The following is an 18,107-nucleotide window of genomic DNA, read 5'->3' as shown; positions in this document are numbered from 1 at the left end:
CTCCTGTTCCATCCAGTCCATGGTCGCAGCGCCGTCGTGTACTTCCCCGATCTTGTGCGTCAACCCCGTATAAAACAGGATACGTTCGGAGGTGGTAGTCTTACCGGCATCGATATGCGCCATGATACCAATGTTACGAGTGAATTGTAATGCTTCTTTTGAACCCTTAGCCATCTTTTTTACCTTCTTTCTAAATTAAAATCTGAAATGGGCAAAAGCACGGTTTGCCTCTGCCATTCTGTGCATATCTTCTTTACGTTTATAAGCACCACCCTGACTGTTATAAGCATCCACAATTTCAGCAGCCAACTTATCAGCCATCGTCTTTCCGCCTCTTTTTCGAGCATAAAGAATAAGATTTTTCATTGAAACGGATTCTTTTCTTTCCGGTCTGATTTCTGTAGGAACCTGGAATGTAGCTCCGCCCACACGGCGAGATTTTACTTCCACTTGGGGGGTTATATTATCGAGAGCGGCTTTCCATATTTCGAGAGCCGGTTTTTCTTCATTGGGCATTTTAGCCTTTACACTTTCCAATGCGGTATAGAAAATATCATAGGAGATACTTTTCTTACCATCATACATAAGGTGGTTAACAAATTTTGTTACCCTTACATCACCATAAACAGGATCAGGGAGAACCTGTCTTTTTTTAGGTTTAGTTTTTCTCATTGCTTAAAAAATTATGTGTTGTTTGGTTGCCTTTGCAAAGTCTTCAACAAATTCCTCTGAATTTATTTACTCAACCCTCATAAAATAGCGTATCCCAAAAATTCAACAGCGATTCAACTTTTTTTTAATTATTACTTCTTTGCTGCCGGTTTAGCTCCCGGTTTAGGACGTTTAGCCCCATACTTGGATCGCCTCTGGGTACGACCATTTACGCCGGCGGTATCCAAAGTCCCACGCACAATGTGATAACGCACACCCGGCAGGTCTTTTACACGTCCACCACGTACCAGTACGATAGAGTGCTCCTGCAGGTTGTGTCCTTCTCCCGGAATGTAAGCATTTACTTCCTTTGAGTTAGTCAAACGTACACGAGCAACCTTTCTCATTGCTGAATTCGGTTTCTTGGGAGTAGTGGTATACACTCTCACGCAAACCCCACGACGTTGCGGACAGGAGTCCAAGGCGGGTGATTTGCTTTTGTCCGTAAGGGTAGTACGTCCTTTTCTTACTAATTGTTGAATTGTAGGCATCTTCTGCTTTCTTTTATCTATTTCAGTTTTTTAATAATACACTGTCTCACTTATTCTTCTATGCGATGGGTATAATATAATACCTTGATTATCATCTAATAACCATTTCCTTCGCATGAAAAACGGCACAAAATTACAAATAATCAATCAGATGTGCAAGTCTTTCACGAAATAATTATCATCTTTGCGGATGCAAAAAAAAAGAATTATCCGGCTGTAACTTTTTGATCCCTCACCCGTCATTAAATAATGAACATTGATTCTTTCCATAGCATCATCCTTCCAATGAAGGATAAACTCTTCAGGCTTGCATACAGTATTGTAAGAGAACAAGCTGAAGCCGAAGATATCGTGCAGGACGTAATGGTAAAGCTTTGGAGTAAGCGTGATGAATGGAAATACATAGAGAATCTGGAAGCCTACTGTTTCAGGATCGCCAAGAACACATCGCTTGACAGGTTGGCTTCCATGGCAATAAGAAAGACGGGCGTAATTGATCCGGAAAGAGAAAATCTCTTTTTTATAGATCATCGTTCACCTCACAGCGAAATGGAAAGGAAGGAACAACGTTCAGTCATTGATCAGTGTATTGATACGCTTTCGGAAAACCAGCGCCTGGTCTTTACCCTCCGGGAGATCGATGGGATGAGTTACCGGGAGATAGCGGAAGCGCTTGCCATCAGCGAAGATCTGGTAAAAATAAGCCTCCACAGAGCAAGGCAGAAAATGAAGGAAATGTTATCGGCATATCATCAGAATGAATAGAGAAAAGATAGATAGTTTATTAGAAAAGTACTGGAATTGCGAGACGTCGGTACAGGAAGAGGAAGAATTGCAGAGGTTTTTCTCTTACGGAGATGTGCCCGAAGAACTCGGTCAATATATCCCCCTCTTCTCCTATATAAGGAATGAGCAGTCGGTCACATTGAGCAACAATTTCAATGAAAAGTTGCAACAAGCACTGGAGACCCAGTCAAAAAAACGATATATCACCATCCGTATTTTTACTCCCTTATTGCGTATTGCAGTTTCCGTCTTGCTTCTCATAGCTGTGGGGATCAGCTTCTATTTTATTTCGAAGCAAGATAACCGGCCGAATTTTGTGGAAACATTTGAAGATCCCAATGCTGCCATGCAACAAGCAGCTTTTGCACTCGAAAAACTTTCGCACGCATTACAAAAGAGCGAGACAGCCTCGAGAGAGACTATCCAGTTTATAGATGACCTGGATATTGATTGGGCTGCTATCGACTCATTGAATAAAACCAATCCGGTTGAAACGGATAGTGTAAGAATGAAGAATAAAGAATGAGATTGATAGTGGATGAAAGGTTAGACTACGTCGACCTGCACTCCTAAATCTCAAATCCTAAATTATAATATGAGAATAATAATAACGTTGCTTTCCCTCCTTTTGTCGGCTACACTGTCTGCCACCAATTTTGTATCGATATTTATGGACAGATATGCTGAGGATGATCGACCTTTAAACAATGTAAATATTGGGAAGACTATGCTCGACAAGATGGCGGCAAACGCCGACGACGAAGAGTTGAAAAGTGCTTTCAAGGATTTGAACAGCATACGTATTGTAAGTTCTGACAATGAGAGCGATTCCAAATATTACTTCAAGAAAGCCAACGAATTGATGAGAGAATCGTTCAGCGACTATGAAGAGGCTGTCTCGGTAAGCGATATGAACTCCAAGATTTTTGTCTGGATGAAAAGGCATAATGAAGAAAAGCAGGATCTTATCCTCATTTCCCTCGACAATGACGGAAAGCTGTCTATCATTACTGTCTCTGGAAAGATCAATTTCGACTCTATCTCCAAATTGTCGCAATCACTCCGGAATGGGCAACAACTACCCTAAACGGTTGAAGTGAGGAACTTGTCCAATTTAATTGACAAATGGCGCTTCAAAAACGGCATTCTGATTTTAAATTACATACATTAATAGTCTTTATAAAATAACTTTTTTCTTTTTTATATTTAAACGATGAACAGGCAGCCGAGCGTGAGTTTAGCTGCCTGTTGCTTTGTTATATTATGAATTTACTTTTATGCCTGCTACCATCCTGGATTCTGTGCCAATCCGGGTGTCCGTTTCAATTCATCTGTCATGATGGGGAATAAATAACTCTGAGGCGTTTTAAATACCCGTTCATCGGGAACGTCAATCCGTACCATCTTATATTTTTTCCCAGCTACTACTATTTTTCCGTCGGGATCCTCTACAGGTCTCATTCCATGCGACCAGCGCTGGGTTTTAGGATAAGGCCAACTATCAGCATCCACATAATTTTGCTCTTTTGTCAACTCCACAGCATCATCGGCTTCAAGGTATAAACGGGTATGCCAGATACGGTGGTTTTCAAAGAACAGTTCAACCCGGCGCTCCCTTTGAATATAATCATTCATCAGGGCTTTATCTGCCAATGCTGCCGGAGGAATGGGAGCCATAAAAGAGCGGGCACGCACTTCATTCAGCAAGTCGTAGATTTCCTGGGTAGGACCAGTGGTCTCATTGACCGCCTCACAATACATATATATGAATTCGGGTAATCTCCAGATAGCTGGACCATTGATAACGTGGGTACCACTTCCTTTCAACCATCCGTCCTTATAAAATTTGCGCAGATAATAACCTGTATGAGAAGATGAACTCAGGTAATTAGCTCCCACCGCATCGTTACCAGAAGCCGTATTGAGTACTGCATTGGCATAAACCGATCCATGATAGCGGATATCGCGATAAAAACGGGGATCACGCCTGACACTTTCATACGGATTTTCGTCATCATATCCATCAGAAACAGCTCTATCGGCATATATTGGATAACCGTAGCCGTCGGGAGCAATGTATTCATATTCATCCACCTGTTCTTGAAGTGGCCGTTGGCGGGCATGTCCACCCTGGGTAGGGGGTAAAACGTCTCCCGACCAGCCGGTATCTTTATCCCGGGTTACAAACCAGACCCACTCCTGTTGGATGGATTGCATATCATAGAACATATCCCACAAGCGTCTGTATACTTTACTGTTGCTGGTGTTATTTCCATTGATATCCCCAAAATCGGTTTCATTGGAGGATTTATAAAGAGAATACCGCGGTTTTCCACTATTATCTTTGGCTTCCATCACAGCCTTGGCGGCATCTCTGACAGCGATCCATCGGGCAGGATTATTAGAATACTCTTCTTTAAATAACCGGGTATCACCAGGGAAATTTCCGCCGTTCCACATGGGAGTGGCAGCAATCCATAATGCCATCGCCTTCAATCCGAGGCATGCCCCCTTATCCACCCGTCCAAAATGGGTTCCGCCATTGGATGCATTTACCCGTTCATAAGCAGCATCCGCATCTGCAATGATTCTTGCCACCACATCGTGTACCGACAGTTTCTCAAACACCATCTCATCATCCGGCTCCACCACATAATCTATATAAGGTATTTCACCATAAGCCCTTAATAAGAGAAAATGTAAATACCCTCTCATAAAATAGGTTTCTCCTATACGCCGGCTGATGTCTCCTGCTCCTCCTGATTCAGGATTATCAGGAGTATTGTATTTCTCCACTCCCGACAGGATGACATTGGCCTTCCTTACTTTCGTCCATAAATCCCACCAGTACTGGCCTACACTACTCCGATCGGGCATTCCTTGCGAAGGGCCATAATTCCCGATATGAAACTGGTGGGGAATAGCAGATTCGTGGCTACTGGCACTACATTCATCCGTGATGGCTGAAGATGAAAAGTGATTGAAAAACAGCAACGGCCTGTTGGCTGATTTGCAGTTCGCATACAGGTCGGTCACTAATTGGTTGACATACCCATAACGCGTAAAAACATCCCTTTCATTTTTCTTATCATCCGGAGCACGGTCCAGATAGTTGTCATCACAAGAGGTAATGAATGAAAAGCCAATAATAAAGAGTATTATAGATATTATTCTGTTCATTTTTTCTAAGTTTAATCGTTAATAAGTAATGTCCACACCAAAATTAAAGACTCGTTGTACCGGATACCAGTCTCCGCTGCCTTCCCTTATTTCAGGGTCCACATCCAGATCATTCAACTTATCGAAGGTCAATACATTCAGTCCCTGCACATATAACCGGACATTCTGGAAGCCGGCAAAACGTATCATGTTCTGAGGCAATGAATAGCCTATTTCCACGTTCTTCACCCTCAGATAAGAACCATCCCAAAGGGCAAGACTACTATTCGGATTTTTATTGTTCTCATATGCACCATAGGTCAATCGGGGATAGGTTGCTATATCTTTTGTCTCTTCCGTCCAACGGTTCAAATGCCATTTTTTCACTTTACCTACCTGGTCTTGATAATAATCGGGGAAGTCATACACGGCAGCTCCATTCAACAGTATACTTGAATGAAGGGCTCCCTGCAATAAAACGGAAAAATCCAACCCTTTATAAGATATTCCCAAAGGAATACCAAATTGTATTTCGGGATTCCTCGGATAGCCATAGTGGGTTCGGTCATGCTCATTATCAATAATACCATCCCCGTTCAGGTCCTTATACACCACATCGCCGGGATAGAGTTTTCCCCACGGCTGGAAACCCTTCTGATCATTCATCGCATTCAATCTGTCCGCCTCTGCCTGATCATACACAAAATGGTCCACCACATATACAAAGTGTTCACCGATTCTTCTTCCGGTATTCCGCCTCCATTCGTTATCGTAGGTAACCTCATTCATAAACTTGATTTTATTGCGGGCAAAGGTGAAATTAGGTTTTATATAATAACGGAAATTTTTACCGATCCGGCCATTCCACCCAATCTCAAGATCAATACCCCGGTTCTCTACAATACCCGAATTAATAAATGGGGCATCTTTCCCTGCTATATCAGGAAAACCGATTTTATCTCCCCCACTTAGACCGGTGATAATATCATAACGATATTCAGAAAAAGCATCTATACTTACAGATAATCTATTTTTTAACAGGGTAGCATCCAATCCGATATTCAATTTACGGGCTTTCTCCCAGGTCAGGTTAGGATTGGCAAAATTACCTTCTGCCAGTCCACTGTAGCCGATTCCAAACTGATCGATCCCGAAATTATATCCACTACCGCCGGAATAAAACTGCAAATAAGCAAACCGGTCTGCATCATTATCTGAAATTTTATCGCTACCCACCAAACCATAAGAACCTCTGATTTTCAAATGGTCGAGCCAGCTACGGCTATTTTTCATAAATTCTTCTTCGCTCACTACCCATCCCGCCGAACCGGCTGGAAAAAAGCCGTAGCGTTTACCGGGTGCAAAATTCTCAGAACCGTTATAACCCACATTAAACTCTGCTAAATATTTGTTGGCATAAGCATAGGTAGCTCGCCCTGATATCCCCTGGTAACGATATTCCACCCTATTGTCATAAGTACGGTTGGACCGGTTAAATAAAGCCAGACCGGAAACATCATGCTTGCCAAATGAACGGGCATAATCCAGTTTCAGCTGATAATAGGTTTTGCTTTCCGTAGGATTATGCGAAAAACCGTTACCAATGGTTTCATCTATGTCATACCAGGGATTTCCCTTTATATAGCCGCCATCATACTCTCCGTTCGGGTGTTGGATATAGTATTCGCCATTATTGCCGATAGCAGGTTGAAAGGTGGCATATTGTCCGTAAGTAGCATAACCGTCGGCCCTGGTAGCTAAGACCCGGTTGATCCATCGCCCTTCCTGTGCATCGTATGAGAATACTCCTTCGATCTTCAATCCTTTGGTAATAAAATCGAGTTTATGTCCCAATGTAAACGACCCGTTCAGATAGGTTTTCTTTTCATTCAAAAATCCGGTTCTGGACAATTCCCCTAGAATATTAAACCGATGAATGGGATCACCATATAATAATCCATAAGGATTATTCAATACGAAATTTTCATTTTCATGATTTCCATTATCGGGAAGAGTAATAGGCAGGTATGGTGGCTGTGTATTGGCAATATAGACAACTCGGGCAGCCGTCGTTCCGGGGGCATTCCGGTCGGTGATACGTGCTCCCAGGTCTACTTTTGTATAAAAATTCTCGGTAATATCCACATCCACGTTGGCACGGAAGTTATACCGCTGGAAAATCGCCTGGGTATCGTATTGTGTCAGGTTAGTATATTTATAGTTTCCACTTTGATTATAATAATTTGCCATTACATAATAACGGGCCCTGTCCGATCCCCCCCGCACCGATAAACTGTAATCCTGCTGTGTACCGGTTTTGAAAGCATAATCAAAATAATCCCAGTTATAGCCCAATCCGTCTGAATTATCGCCTTTGGCTTTCCGGTAATTGGCAATCGCCTCATCGCTGAATAATTTCAATGAAGAGGGATCATCTCCGGTATACATATTTCTGGTCGCTTCATTATAGAGGAGTGCATAATCCGCCGAACCCAGATATCTCGATAAATTGATGGGCTTGTTAGTACCGTATGATGCTTTAAAACTAATCGTTGCCTTGTCTTGGGCTTTCCCCCTTTTAGTGGTAATAATGATTACGCCATTGGCACCACGAACACCATAAGGGGCAGTAGCAGAAGCATCTTTCAGGATCGTAAATGTCTCGATCTCTTCGGGGGCAAGATACTGCATATCCCGTTCCACACCATCTACAATTACAATGGGAGAACTATCTCCATAGGTGCCGAAACCGCGGATTTTAATATCGGATACATCTACTCCCGGCTCACCTCCACTATATTGATTTACCATTAATCCCGGCATTCGTCCAGCCAAGGCATTATTGAGATTCGCAGTCGGACTCTGTTTCAAGTCTTTTGTAGTAATGGTCGACACAGAACCGGTAATCGTTGCCAGTTTTTGGGTACTATAACCCACCACAACAACCTCCTCCAGTGCTTTACTGTCTTCTACCAACGTCACATCGATCGCATCTCTTCCGGCAATTTGAATTTCTTCAGGTTGGAAACCCACAAAAGAATAGATTAATGTCGCATTTGAATAGGGAACAGTAATCCTGTAGTTTCCGTCCATATCGGTAATTGTTCCGACCTTGGATTCACCTCTTACAACCACATTCACACCTGGAAGGGGATCACCCAGGTTATCCACGACTTTACCCCTTACCACATGTTCCTGGGCAAACACACCTAAGGAGAATATCCACAATAAGGTGAATAAAATTCCTTTTACAAACATTCTTTTCTGTTTTCTTTTCATTTCATTTTCATTTGTTTAGATTAATAAATTATAAATGGTATTACTCCCTGTCTGTAATCTTTTTTTGTCTCTCCTCAATCACACTCTCCAAGGCGGCCACTACTTCATAATGATACTTGGAATGAATACGCCTGAAAGCCATCATCGCGTTCTCACGACTAATTCCCAATTCTTCAGATACTTTATCCCAATCCCCGCGACGTTTTAAATGAAGAAGTTCTTTTAATCTCATGGTATATTTTGCCTCTTCATCCTGAAAATCCTGATAGTTATGCTGTTGATCTTTTTTCTTTTTTTTGCACATAGGTCTTACAATTTTAAGTTTTTGTTATACTTTTGTTAGACAAGTGTTTTGTATCAGCCCTGCAAATTTACAAACATTTCAATAATAATACAAACATTTAAGTATATATTTTATGCAAATACCTAAAATTAACGCAAGAATTATGCAAATAATTGACTATAAAAGCAATGGGAACAGGAAGAAATTTGCTGAAACAATCGGCATTGCACAGCAGTCCATCAATAGATTATTCAATATAGATAATAGGACGAAAAAATATCCTGTCGCCACTACCGACATGCTCATTGCTATTACTGAAATGTTTGTAGATATCAATGCGAGATGGCTTCTCACCGGAGACGGTAAAATGTTACAAGTGGATAATTTACAAGAAAATCAACTTACGTATAACCTGATACAAGAGATAAAAGATTTATCGGCTGAAAATGCCTTGTTAAAAAAGGAAAATTCAGAATTAGTGAAAAATAAATAAAAATCAGGCTTGTTTATTCAGGAATTGGTGTGCCAGTAAAACAGTATTTTTAAGGTATTCATATTCCAATTCGAAACATTCGGAAAAGATTTCGGTGCCCATATTATCTTCAATCTGAGATGTCGTCCATAGCTTCCCCCCCTGCAAACGCAGGCTGGTAAAAGTCTTTTCATCTTCAATCGTGGATACATAAAGAAAAATAAGGCGTTTAGTGATTTCATTCTCAAATGTGTACTTCAACAAAAAGCGCAAAGGGATCTCGTCACTGCCACACTCTTTGCGAATACTATTCCGCAAAGTTTCATCAACTTTGTGATTGTATTGCATATATTTCTCAAAGGGATAGTCGAGCTTACCCGGGTTTAATAACCTGTCGTGATCTCGTGGCTGCAGATAGATTCGTCCTTTGAAGATCAATGCAAGTCGTACTACAGGATGCATAAATCTGTTTTTGAGGTCTTTTGTGATCGATTTTGCAACCCTTCCCGTCACATCTCCTTTCTCTGTCACCACGGGTAACCATTCTTCTTGGTACAGTTTCTTATCCAGGATATGTAACCGTACTGTTTCCATAATCATAATAACCAGCAGTATTATCTGACAAGCAACCACCATGAGCGTACTGCTCACAAAATGGACACCAGATGCATCAAACAGATAAAACGCCAGTACAATCAGGAGATGTACCGACAATCCATATTGAGTTTGAAAAGCTACTCTCAGCGATTCTTTGATATAATTCTTCAGCATCAGGTCACGTCCTTTGGCTACCTGTGAGACAATTTTCCCCCTGGAAAGTCTCATAATTATAAGGGATATTACAAAAATAATCTCCGTAATTGCAAACCGGTTAAATACCGGAAGTCGGGGAAAAACCGTAAAAGAAAACAACAGAGTTACAGTAAATGTAATAATGGAAATATCATAGATAAGCCGGCTATACCTTTTCACTGCAATATAACCTGCTATCGACAATGCCAATGCAACTCCCGCTGCAATACGCGCATCCGTATACAATACCAGAATTGAGAAAATAAGCATCGACACAAGTCCAAATGCCGGGTTCCTTAATATTTTTTGCATATTACACTATCTTAGACTCTCTACCATCGCACCCATTAATAACAATAAAATCTTCTTTTTGTTTAGCACATAAAAACGTGGCCGGATAGTAAAAAAACCATCCGGCCACAAATTTTCACCCATAGAAGATAAAAGCTTCAGCTTACTTCAGATTCTGTTTAAAATAAGCAATCACCTTCTCATAAAGATATTTCCTCGTATTTTCCCCTCTGATGGAATGATCCTTGTCGGGAAAGAAAAACATATCGAAGTGTTTGCCTGCTTCAACCAGTGCGCGGGTGTATTCTACCGAATTCTGAAAATGCACATTGTCGTCGGCCATACCATGTATCAACAGCAGGTTTCCTTCCAACCGGCTTGCAAGTGCGATGGGCGATCCATTTTCGTATCCCTGGTTATTCTGTTGCGGTGTACGCATAAAACGTTCGGTGTAGACAGTGTCATAAAACCTATAATCGGTTACCGGTGCGATAGCTACTCCCGCTTTAAAAGTACCATTTCCACGGCTCATGCTCATCAGCACATTATATCCCCCATAGCTCCATCCCCAAATACCGATACCATTTTTATCGATATAGGGTAATGAGGCGAGGTAACGGGCAGCAGCCACCTGATCATCTGACTCTTTGATACCTAAATTCATATAGGTACTCTTACGGAATTCTTCTCCCCGGGCACCCGTACCTCGCCCATCGACACAGGCCACCACAATATCTTCATTCAACAAGGCATAGTACCAGTCGCTGCCATACCGGTCTGTCACTTGCTGCGAATCAGGTCCACTATACTGGATCATCACCACAGGATATTTTCGGGCAGGATTAAAATTATATGGTTTGAGTATCCATCCATTCAAGCGGGTAATACCGTCGGCAGCCGTCACAGTAATATACTCCCTTTTGGGAAACTGCACAGAAGCCACCTTTGCACGGACGGACTGGTTATCTTCCAATACCCGCATTTGTTTTCCGCTCCCATCGTGGAGGGTGATCATCGTCGGCGTATCGGCATTCGACCAGTAGTTCACAAAGTATTTCCCTTGTTCACTGAAGGAGGCCGTATTATAACCCGTTAACTGTGACAGTTTCTGTGATTGCCCCTTATTGATGTTCACCTTGTATATGTTACGCTTCAAAGGCGATTCGTCGGCTGCTTCGTAAAAGACTGCCCCATCCTGCTCGTCCACAGCCAGGAGTGCCGTCACATCGTAGTTTCCGGTCGTGAGTTGTTTTTGCAATGTACCCGAAATACCATAAATATAGATATGGCTGTAGCCATCTTTTTCGGAGACATAGGTAAAACGGTCTTTTAGGAAATGGATCGAGTTCAACCAGCCCGAATCAATATAATATTTACTTTCCTCCCTTAGCACCAATTTGGATACCGTAGAGCGGGGATTTGCAAAATACATGTCGAACCGGTTCTGATCGCGGTTGAGTGTCATCACCGCCAGTTGGTCGGAATCATGTGTGAACTTGATACGGGGTATGTAGCCATTTGCCTCCAGCGGCACATCCAAAGTACGCGTTGTGCGCGCTTCTATATCGAACACACGGCATTCAACCGTAGAATTGGCTTCTCCCGCCTTGGGATATTTAAAACTATAATAATCCGGGTATAACTGTTTATTAAAAGTCTGGAAAGAGAATTCTTTTACAGCCGACTCATCGGTACGCACAAAAGCCAACAACCGATTATCGGGAGAAAACTCCATCAGTCCGGTAGTCCCGAATTCCTCTTCATACACCCAGTCAGTGGCACCGTTGATCACTTTGTTTATTTCTCCATCTTTGGTGATCTGAGACTCGGTATCAAAGTCGAATTTTGTTAGCCATATATTATTCTCTATTACATATGCCACCATTTTCCCGTCGGGAGAGAAAGTGGGAATCATCTGTTTAGATGTTTGTCCGGAGAGTTTTCTTACCATGTTCCGGCGTACATCATGGTAATAATAGTTGGCACGGAAAGAATGACGATAGACCTGTTCCCGGTCCATATAAACCAGTATGCGGTTCTCATCGGGACTCACCAGAAAACCCTGGAAACTATCGAAATTGCAGTTTCGCGCCGTCCGCGTATTGAACAAGGTGTCAACAGCTTCGCCGGTAGCATAGGCATATTTAACTACTGCCGTTTGCTGCGGGTCAGCCTGGTAGTAATGCATTCCGTCTTCCGACGATACCATCGCCCTTATACCCCGGGGAGTAAATTTCCCGCTCAACAGATCCTCCAGTGTGGCATGCTGTGCGGAGAGTGTCACAACAAACATCGCAGCCATGACTGTAAAAATAATTTTTCTCATCGATTTTACCTTATAGTTTCGGAATACAAATATAGCACTTTATTTGAAAAGTGATGATTAGACAAAGGGAGAGTGGTCAGGTGTAGATAAAAGAAAAATAGCTTTACACATTTCATACGATTTGACTTTTATTCTGAAAAAAGTCTCCAATAAGGGCTTCATTCACATATTTTTTTGTACTTTCGGCAAAAATTCCGGAAGACAAGCCTTTACTTGTCCGATTTATCGGGATTGGCGCATTAGTCACATTTAACTACATTTCGTTCCGTTGAACGTTGTTTGTCACATTAAAACATGGAATCCGAAGAAAAGAAAATTACAGAATTACCCGAGAACGCTTATCGGGAACTAGAACCGGGGGAAGAGTATAAGCCGGTATTACCTGCCGACAAGCCGGTAACCGAAGTAACTTCATGGTCGGTGGGAATGGGATTATTGATGGCGGTCATCTTTTCGGCTGCAGCAGCTTATTCAGGCCTGAAGATCGGACAGGTGTTTGAGGCTGCGATCCCTATCTCCATCATTGCTGTGGGAGCGTCGGCTGCGTTCCGTAAAAAGAACGCATTGGGGCAAAACGTTATTATCCAGTCCATCGGCGCTTCTTCCGGAGTGATCGTCGCCGGAGCAGTTTTTACCATTCCGGGGCTTTATATCCTGCAAGCCAAGTACCCCGACATCCAGATCAATTTCTGGCAGATATTCTTTTCATCACTGTTGGGAGGGTTCCTGGGAATTCTTTTCCTGATCCCTTTCCGCAAATATTTTGTGAAGGACATGCACGGGAAACTGCCATTTCCTGAAGCTACAGCCACCACCGAGATCCTGATGACCGGGGAGAAGGGTGGTAACAAAGCAAAACTACTGGTTACCAGCGGGCTTATCGGAGGGTTGTTCGACTTCTGTTTCTCTGCTTTCCGCCTTTGGAGCGAAGAGATTACCACCCGTATCATCCCGGCCGGCGCCCTATTGGCCGAGAAATTCAAGATGGTACTTAAATTCAACGTGAGCGCCCTTATCTTCAGTTTCGGTTATCTGGTGGGATTGCGGTATGCCCTGATCATTGTGGTAGGCTCGCTACTCTCCTGGCTGGTACTGATTCCACTGGTAAATGAAATTGGGGTGCTGGTCGCCGGCATGGGCGGAGGAATGAACCCGTTTGAAGCGATGTCGGCTGAAATGATCTTCGCGGAGTATGTCCGTCCGATAGGTATCGGCGCTATCGCGATGGCGGGAATTATCGGCATTATCAAATCTGCCGGTGTGATCGGCAGTGCCTTTAAACTGGCTACCGGCAAAAAAGTGGCTGGCACCACAGGAGACACCGATGTAAAACGTACCAACCGCGACCTGAAGATGTCTTTCGTGATGCTATTCCTGTTTTTAACCCTGATTGCCGTATTTATCTTCCTGATTATCGGTGTAGAAATCACACTTATACAGGCTATTGTAGCTCTGCTGACTATTACCATTATTTCATTCCTGTTCACCACCGTCGCTGCGAACGCAATAGCGATTGTAGGATCCAACCCTGTATCGGGAATGACGCTGATGACGTTAATCCTGTCCTCGGTAATCCTGGTAGCTGTGGGACTGGAAGGCTGGCAGGGCATGGTCAGCGGATTAATCATCGGAGGCATCGTTTGTACCGCACTTTCCATGGCCGGTGGTTTTGTTACCGACTTGAAAATCGGTTACTGGATTGGTACTACTCCCGCAAAACAGGAATCATACAAGTTCCTCGGAACACTGGTATCTGCTGCAACAGTAGGTGCGGTCATCTTTATCCTGAATGAAGCATACGGTTTTGTAGCCACGCCCGAACATCCCAACCCGATGGTAGCACCGCAAGCCAATGCCATGGCGGCTATTATAGAACCGCTGATGGCCGGTAGCGGCGTCAGTTGGATGTTGCTCGGTATCGGCGCGGTAATCGCTGTACTTGTAAATTGGCTGGGCGTACCGCCTTTGGCCTTCGCCCTCGGCATGTTTATTCCTCTCCAATTGAATACTCCGTTGATTGTGGGTGGATTGCTCAACCATTGGATCAATAAGAAAGGTGCCGACAAACAGTTGACCAACGCTCGTCATCAGCGCGCTATCCTGATCTCTTCGGGATTCATTGCGGGTGCAGCGCTGTTCGGTGTATTAGGTGCACTTATCATATTTATTACAGGGGATGGTAACGCACTTAATTTCAACCTGTGGAGCGATCCCAACGGTACTGGTGCTCAAATCACCGCATTTGTCGCCTTCCTCGGATTAATCGCATACTTCATCTGGGAAACCAAACGGGCGAAAAGGGAGGATTAATTGATGTAATGATTTACTGATGGTAATTAGTAATCGATAATTTTTAATTTTTCACTATTAACTTTTAGTTCTTAACTAACATACAGACAGATGATGAAAATTTTCAGACAAATAAAAACAATCCTTTTTGCCGTAATTGTAGCGTCAGTTGTTTCTTGTACTCCGGCACAGCAGGATAAGGGGGATAAGAAGGATTTCACGCAATATGTAAATCCTTTTATCGGGACAGCATTTACGGGACATACTTTTCCTGGAGCCACCTATCCCTTAGGTATGATGCAACCGGGGCCACAAACAGGTAATTTCTCCTGGGACTACTGCTCCGGCTACGTCTATGACGATGACCGTATCTCCGGCTTTACCCAAAACCGATTGAACGGTACGGGTGGAATCGACCTGGGCGACCTGCTGATGCAACCTTTTTCCGGTGAAAAAAGGAACGATCTGAGTAGCCGATTCGATAAGGCTACCGAAAAAGCATCACCGGGTTACTATGCTGTGGAATTAAAAGACAATAGGGTAAACGTGGAAATCACCACTGCCCCGCATGTGGCATTCCACCGCTATACCTTTGCCGAAGGTGAACCGACCCATGTGTTGGCAGATTTCCAAAGCGGGCTGGTATGGGGAGAAGACCATCTCTCTACCCATATCCTGAATAATGAGGTCACTTTCGAAAGTGACCGCCTGATTACCGGATGTACGCAACGTCGTGAATGGGTAGAACGGACTTATTATTTCGCCATAGAATTCGACAAACCGATTATATCTTCTGAACAACTCGAGCCGAGAGACCCAAGGGAAAAAGCGCCCCGCTATATCCTCACCTTTGATATGCAGGACGATCCTACTTTGCAGATGAAGATCGCGATGTCCACCACAGGCGTTGAAGGTGCAAAGAAAAACCTTGCCGCAGAAGTAAACGGATGGGACTTCAACGAAGTGCATCAGAATGCGAAAGAAGCATGGAACAACTATCTTTCGCGGGTAGAGATAGAAGGAACACAAGATGATAAGGTAAACTTTTATACCTCCATCTACCATCTTTATATACAACCCAATAACATTGCCGATGTGGATGGGCGCTATGTGGGACCCAGCCGGGAAATCTCACAATCGACCACAGGGAAGCACTACTCCACCCTCTCACAATGGGATACTTTCCGGGCCGCTTTCCCCATGTACACCATCCTCAGTCCGGAAATCATTTCCGACTTGATAAACTCCTTCGTCGACTACAGTGAGCAGAAAGGACATCTCCCCATCTGGGCACTAATGGGGCAGGAGACCTACACGATGATCAGCAACCACTCCATCTCCATGATAGTGGACGCCTATCTCAAAGGTTTTGAGGGTTTTGATGCAGAGAGAGCTTACCGCGAGATCAAAAGATCAATCACCGAAAGTACTCACCCTAAAACAGATTGGAAAGTATATGACCAATACGGTTATTATCCTTACGACCTGATCAAATTAGAGTCGGTTTCCCGTACACTTGAGTGTGGTTTCAGTGATTATGCTGCAGCACAAATGGCAAAGAAATTGGGAAAGACAGAAGATTACGAGTTTTTTATGAAGCGGTCCGGTTACTATAGGAACCTGTTCGATAAAGAAACCAACACCATGCGCCCCAAAGACTCCAAAGGCGGATGGCTCTCTCCTTTTGATCCCTATGCGCTGGCACACGCCGATTCACAGGTGGGAGGTCACTACACCGAAGCCAATGCATTGCAATATACCTGGCATGTGTTACAGGATATTCCCGGCCTGATTGAACTGATGGGCGGAAAAGAAGCAGCCGGAAAACTGCTTGATTACCTCTTCAATACCACCCAGGAATCATCGAACCAACTCTCCGACGTGACGGGACTTATCGGACAATATGCACATGGCAATGAACCGAGCCATCATATTGCCTATATCTATTCCTTCCTCGACAGGCCGGAAGAAACCCAGCGATTGATACATCGGATTACTACCGATTTCTACCAGAACAAACCGGACGGATTGATCGGCAACGACGATTGCGGACAGATGTCGGCATGGTATATGTTCTCTGCGATGGGCTTCTATCCTTTGAATCCGGTAAGCGGCGAACTGGTTATCGGCGCTCCACAACTTCCTAAAGTTACCCTCCATGTAGGCGATGGAAAACGCTTCACCATGGAGGCAAAGAATCTTTCGAAGGAAAATATGTATGTAGAGAAAATAGAACTGAACGGGCAGCCTTACGATAGGAAATTCATCACGTACGATGATATCATCAACGGCAGCACATTGGTGTTTTACATGACAAACAGTCCGAAAAAATAAAAGAGAAGAAGCTATAACAGGCTTAACGTGAAAAAATAGAGAGACGTATGATTGCCATGCGTTTCTCTATTTTTTTATACAATCGGCACATAGGCCTTCCACGACAACAAACACCTCCTTAGATATAAAACCTTTGGGCAGTTCCGCATCAAAGTGCGTTACGCCATCCAGACACAATACCTCATCACATTTCTCACAATGAAAATGAGAATGCAACTTATCGTCTTCGTGATGATGCCTGTTCAACGCATATTTCACCGTATTGTCGTTCAGCACAATACGATGGATAATCCCCCGGTCTTCCAATGTCTTCAGGGTCCTGTACAAGGTAACCCGGTCGAACAGGTCGGGGTATGACTCCTTCAACTCATTTTCCGACATCGCCGCTTCACTTTTCAGCAGCTCTCCAAGAATATACTTCCTGCAGCCGGTATTTTTTAAATCGTGGGCATGTAAAATCTCTTCTACCGTCATAATGCAACAACACGTCAATTGATATTGGACTACGAATGTACAGCTATTTTGGCTATATTCTATGTTTTTTACGCAAAAAAACATTATTGCATCATTGTTGCAATTGAATATTTTGTATATTTGCAAAGTTTTTCAATTCATAGATAGACTCGGATGAAATTTTGTTTATTCATACTAATCGTCATTTTCCTGTGCGGCAAATCAGCCGCTCAATCCACAGAGCCACAGCCGACTTCGGAACAATATCACTTATCCTGCCAGCCACAACAGCCCGACACAATCGGCAGAGGTATACCGAATGAAGATGGCGAGGCCATAGAATTAGACGAAGTGGTCGTACGAGGTGACCGCATACGAAACATACAAATGAAGTCTGCAGAGAATATTGTCCATATCGACAAATCCTATATAGAAGCCAAC

General features: G+C 43.4%; 15 protein-coding genes and 1 pseudogene. 7 read left to right on the top strand and 9 right to left on the bottom strand.

The window, feature by feature from the left end; all coding sequences use genetic code 11:
* The 3 genes from B4G81_RS15375 to rpsL all read right to left on the bottom strand — a co-directional run.
* The coding region (locus B4G81_RS15375; protein ID WP_414703212.1) for a GTP-binding protein at positions 1-174 on the bottom strand (174 nt) is incomplete at its 3' end.
* A gap of 21 nt (positions 175-195) precedes the next feature.
* The gene (gene rpsG, locus B4G81_RS14270; protein WP_294083647.1) at positions 196-672 is read right to left on the bottom strand and encodes a 30S ribosomal protein S7; all 477 of its coding nucleotides are present in this window, start codon (positions 670-672) and stop codon (positions 196-198) included.
* Between the two features lie 131 nt (positions 673-803).
* Positions 804-1,202: a 30S ribosomal protein S12 gene (gene rpsL / locus B4G81_RS14265; protein ID WP_294083645.1), complete on the bottom strand. Its 399-nt coding sequence runs from the start codon at positions 1,200-1,202 to the stop codon at positions 804-806.
* Between the two features lie 249 nt (positions 1,203-1,451).
* Between rpsL and B4G81_RS14260 the strand changes: the two genes are divergently transcribed.
* From B4G81_RS14260 to B4G81_RS14250, 3 genes are all read left to right on the top strand, one after another.
* Positions 1,452-1,967, top strand: a complete 516-nt coding sequence (locus B4G81_RS14260) for an RNA polymerase sigma factor (RefSeq protein ID WP_294083643.1) — start codon at positions 1,452-1,454, stop codon at positions 1,965-1,967.
* Positions 1,960-2,514, top strand: coding sequence for a hypothetical protein (locus B4G81_RS14255; RefSeq protein WP_294083641.1), 555 nt, complete (start codon positions 1,960-1,962; stop codon positions 2,512-2,514). Before B4G81_RS14260 ends, B4G81_RS14255 begins: the two co-directional genes overlap by 8 nt.
* Positions 2,515-2,583: 69 nt before the next feature.
* Positions 2,584-3,075 (top strand): DUF4252 domain-containing protein, encoded by a 492-nt coding sequence (locus B4G81_RS14250; RefSeq protein ID WP_294083639.1) that lies wholly within the window; start codon positions 2,584-2,586, stop codon positions 3,073-3,075.
* A 197-nt stretch (positions 3,076-3,272) separates the two neighbouring features.
* On the opposite strand, the gene B4G81_RS14245 is transcribed toward B4G81_RS14250, so the two are convergent.
* The 3 genes from B4G81_RS14245 to B4G81_RS14235 are packed head-to-tail and all read right to left on the bottom strand — an operon-like array spanning position 3,273 to position 8,730.
* On the bottom strand, positions 3,273-5,168 hold the full coding sequence (locus B4G81_RS14245) for a RagB/SusD family nutrient uptake outer membrane protein (RefSeq protein WP_294083637.1): 1,896 nt from the start codon (positions 5,166-5,168) through the stop codon (positions 3,273-3,275).
* Between the two features lie 18 nt (positions 5,169-5,186).
* Positions 5,187-8,426, bottom strand: coding sequence for a SusC/RagA family TonB-linked outer membrane protein (locus B4G81_RS14240; protein WP_294083635.1), 3,240 nt, complete (start codon positions 8,424-8,426; stop codon positions 5,187-5,189).
* A gap of 40 nt (positions 8,427-8,466) precedes the next feature.
* Positions 8,467-8,730: a hypothetical protein gene (locus B4G81_RS14235; protein WP_294083633.1), complete on the bottom strand. Its 264-nt coding sequence runs from the start codon at positions 8,728-8,730 to the stop codon at positions 8,467-8,469.
* 142 nt (positions 8,731-8,872) lie between these two features.
* Here B4G81_RS14235 and B4G81_RS14230 point away from each other — a divergent pair, with 142 nt between their 5' ends.
* Complete coding sequence (locus B4G81_RS14230) at positions 8,873-9,202, top strand: hypothetical protein (protein ID WP_294083631.1); 330 nt, start codon at positions 8,873-8,875, stop codon at positions 9,200-9,202.
* A 3-nt stretch (positions 9,203-9,205) separates the two neighbouring features.
* Here B4G81_RS14230 and B4G81_RS14225 read toward each other — a convergent pair whose 3' ends face one another.
* Both B4G81_RS14225 and B4G81_RS14220 read right to left on the bottom strand, forming a co-directional pair.
* Positions 9,206-10,285 (bottom strand): hypothetical protein, encoded by a 1,080-nt coding sequence (locus tag B4G81_RS14225; protein ID WP_294083629.1) that lies wholly within the window; start codon positions 10,283-10,285, stop codon positions 9,206-9,208.
* A gap of 142 nt (positions 10,286-10,427) precedes the next feature.
* Positions 10,428-12,590 (bottom strand): S9 family peptidase, encoded by a 2,163-nt coding sequence (locus B4G81_RS14220; RefSeq protein WP_294083628.1) that lies wholly within the window; start codon positions 12,588-12,590, stop codon positions 10,428-10,430.
* Positions 12,591-12,884: 294 nt separating this feature from the next.
* Here B4G81_RS14220 and B4G81_RS14215 point away from each other — a divergent pair, with 294 nt between their 5' ends.
* Together B4G81_RS14215 and B4G81_RS14210 are read left to right on the top strand one after the other, a co-directional pair.
* Complete coding sequence (locus tag B4G81_RS14215; RefSeq protein WP_294083627.1) at positions 12,885-14,900, top strand: OPT family oligopeptide transporter; 2,016 nt, start codon at positions 12,885-12,887, stop codon at positions 14,898-14,900.
* 93 nt (positions 14,901-14,993) lie between these two features.
* Positions 14,994-17,213 (top strand): GH92 family glycosyl hydrolase, encoded by a 2,220-nt coding sequence (locus tag B4G81_RS14210; RefSeq protein ID WP_294083868.1) that lies wholly within the window; start codon positions 14,994-14,996, stop codon positions 17,211-17,213.
* A 66-nt stretch (positions 17,214-17,279) separates the two neighbouring features.
* Here the strand turns inward: B4G81_RS14210 and B4G81_RS14205 are convergent, their stop codons facing one another.
* Positions 17,280-17,687, bottom strand: coding sequence for a Fur family transcriptional regulator (locus B4G81_RS14205; RefSeq protein ID WP_294083625.1), 408 nt, complete (start codon positions 17,685-17,687; stop codon positions 17,280-17,282).
* Positions 17,688-17,840: 153 nt separating this feature from the next.
* Between B4G81_RS14205 and B4G81_RS14200 the strand changes: the two are divergent.
* Positions 17,841-18,107: pseudogene (locus B4G81_RS14200) on the top strand (TonB-dependent receptor); the annotation flags it as partial.

Origin of the sequence: Proteiniphilum sp. UBA5384 (assembly GCF_002410825.1) — a bacterium.
Taxonomy (GTDB): domain Bacteria; phylum Bacteroidota; class Bacteroidia; order Bacteroidales; family Dysgonomonadaceae; genus Proteiniphilum.
This window is presented reverse-complemented; position numbering and strand designations above follow the sequence as displayed.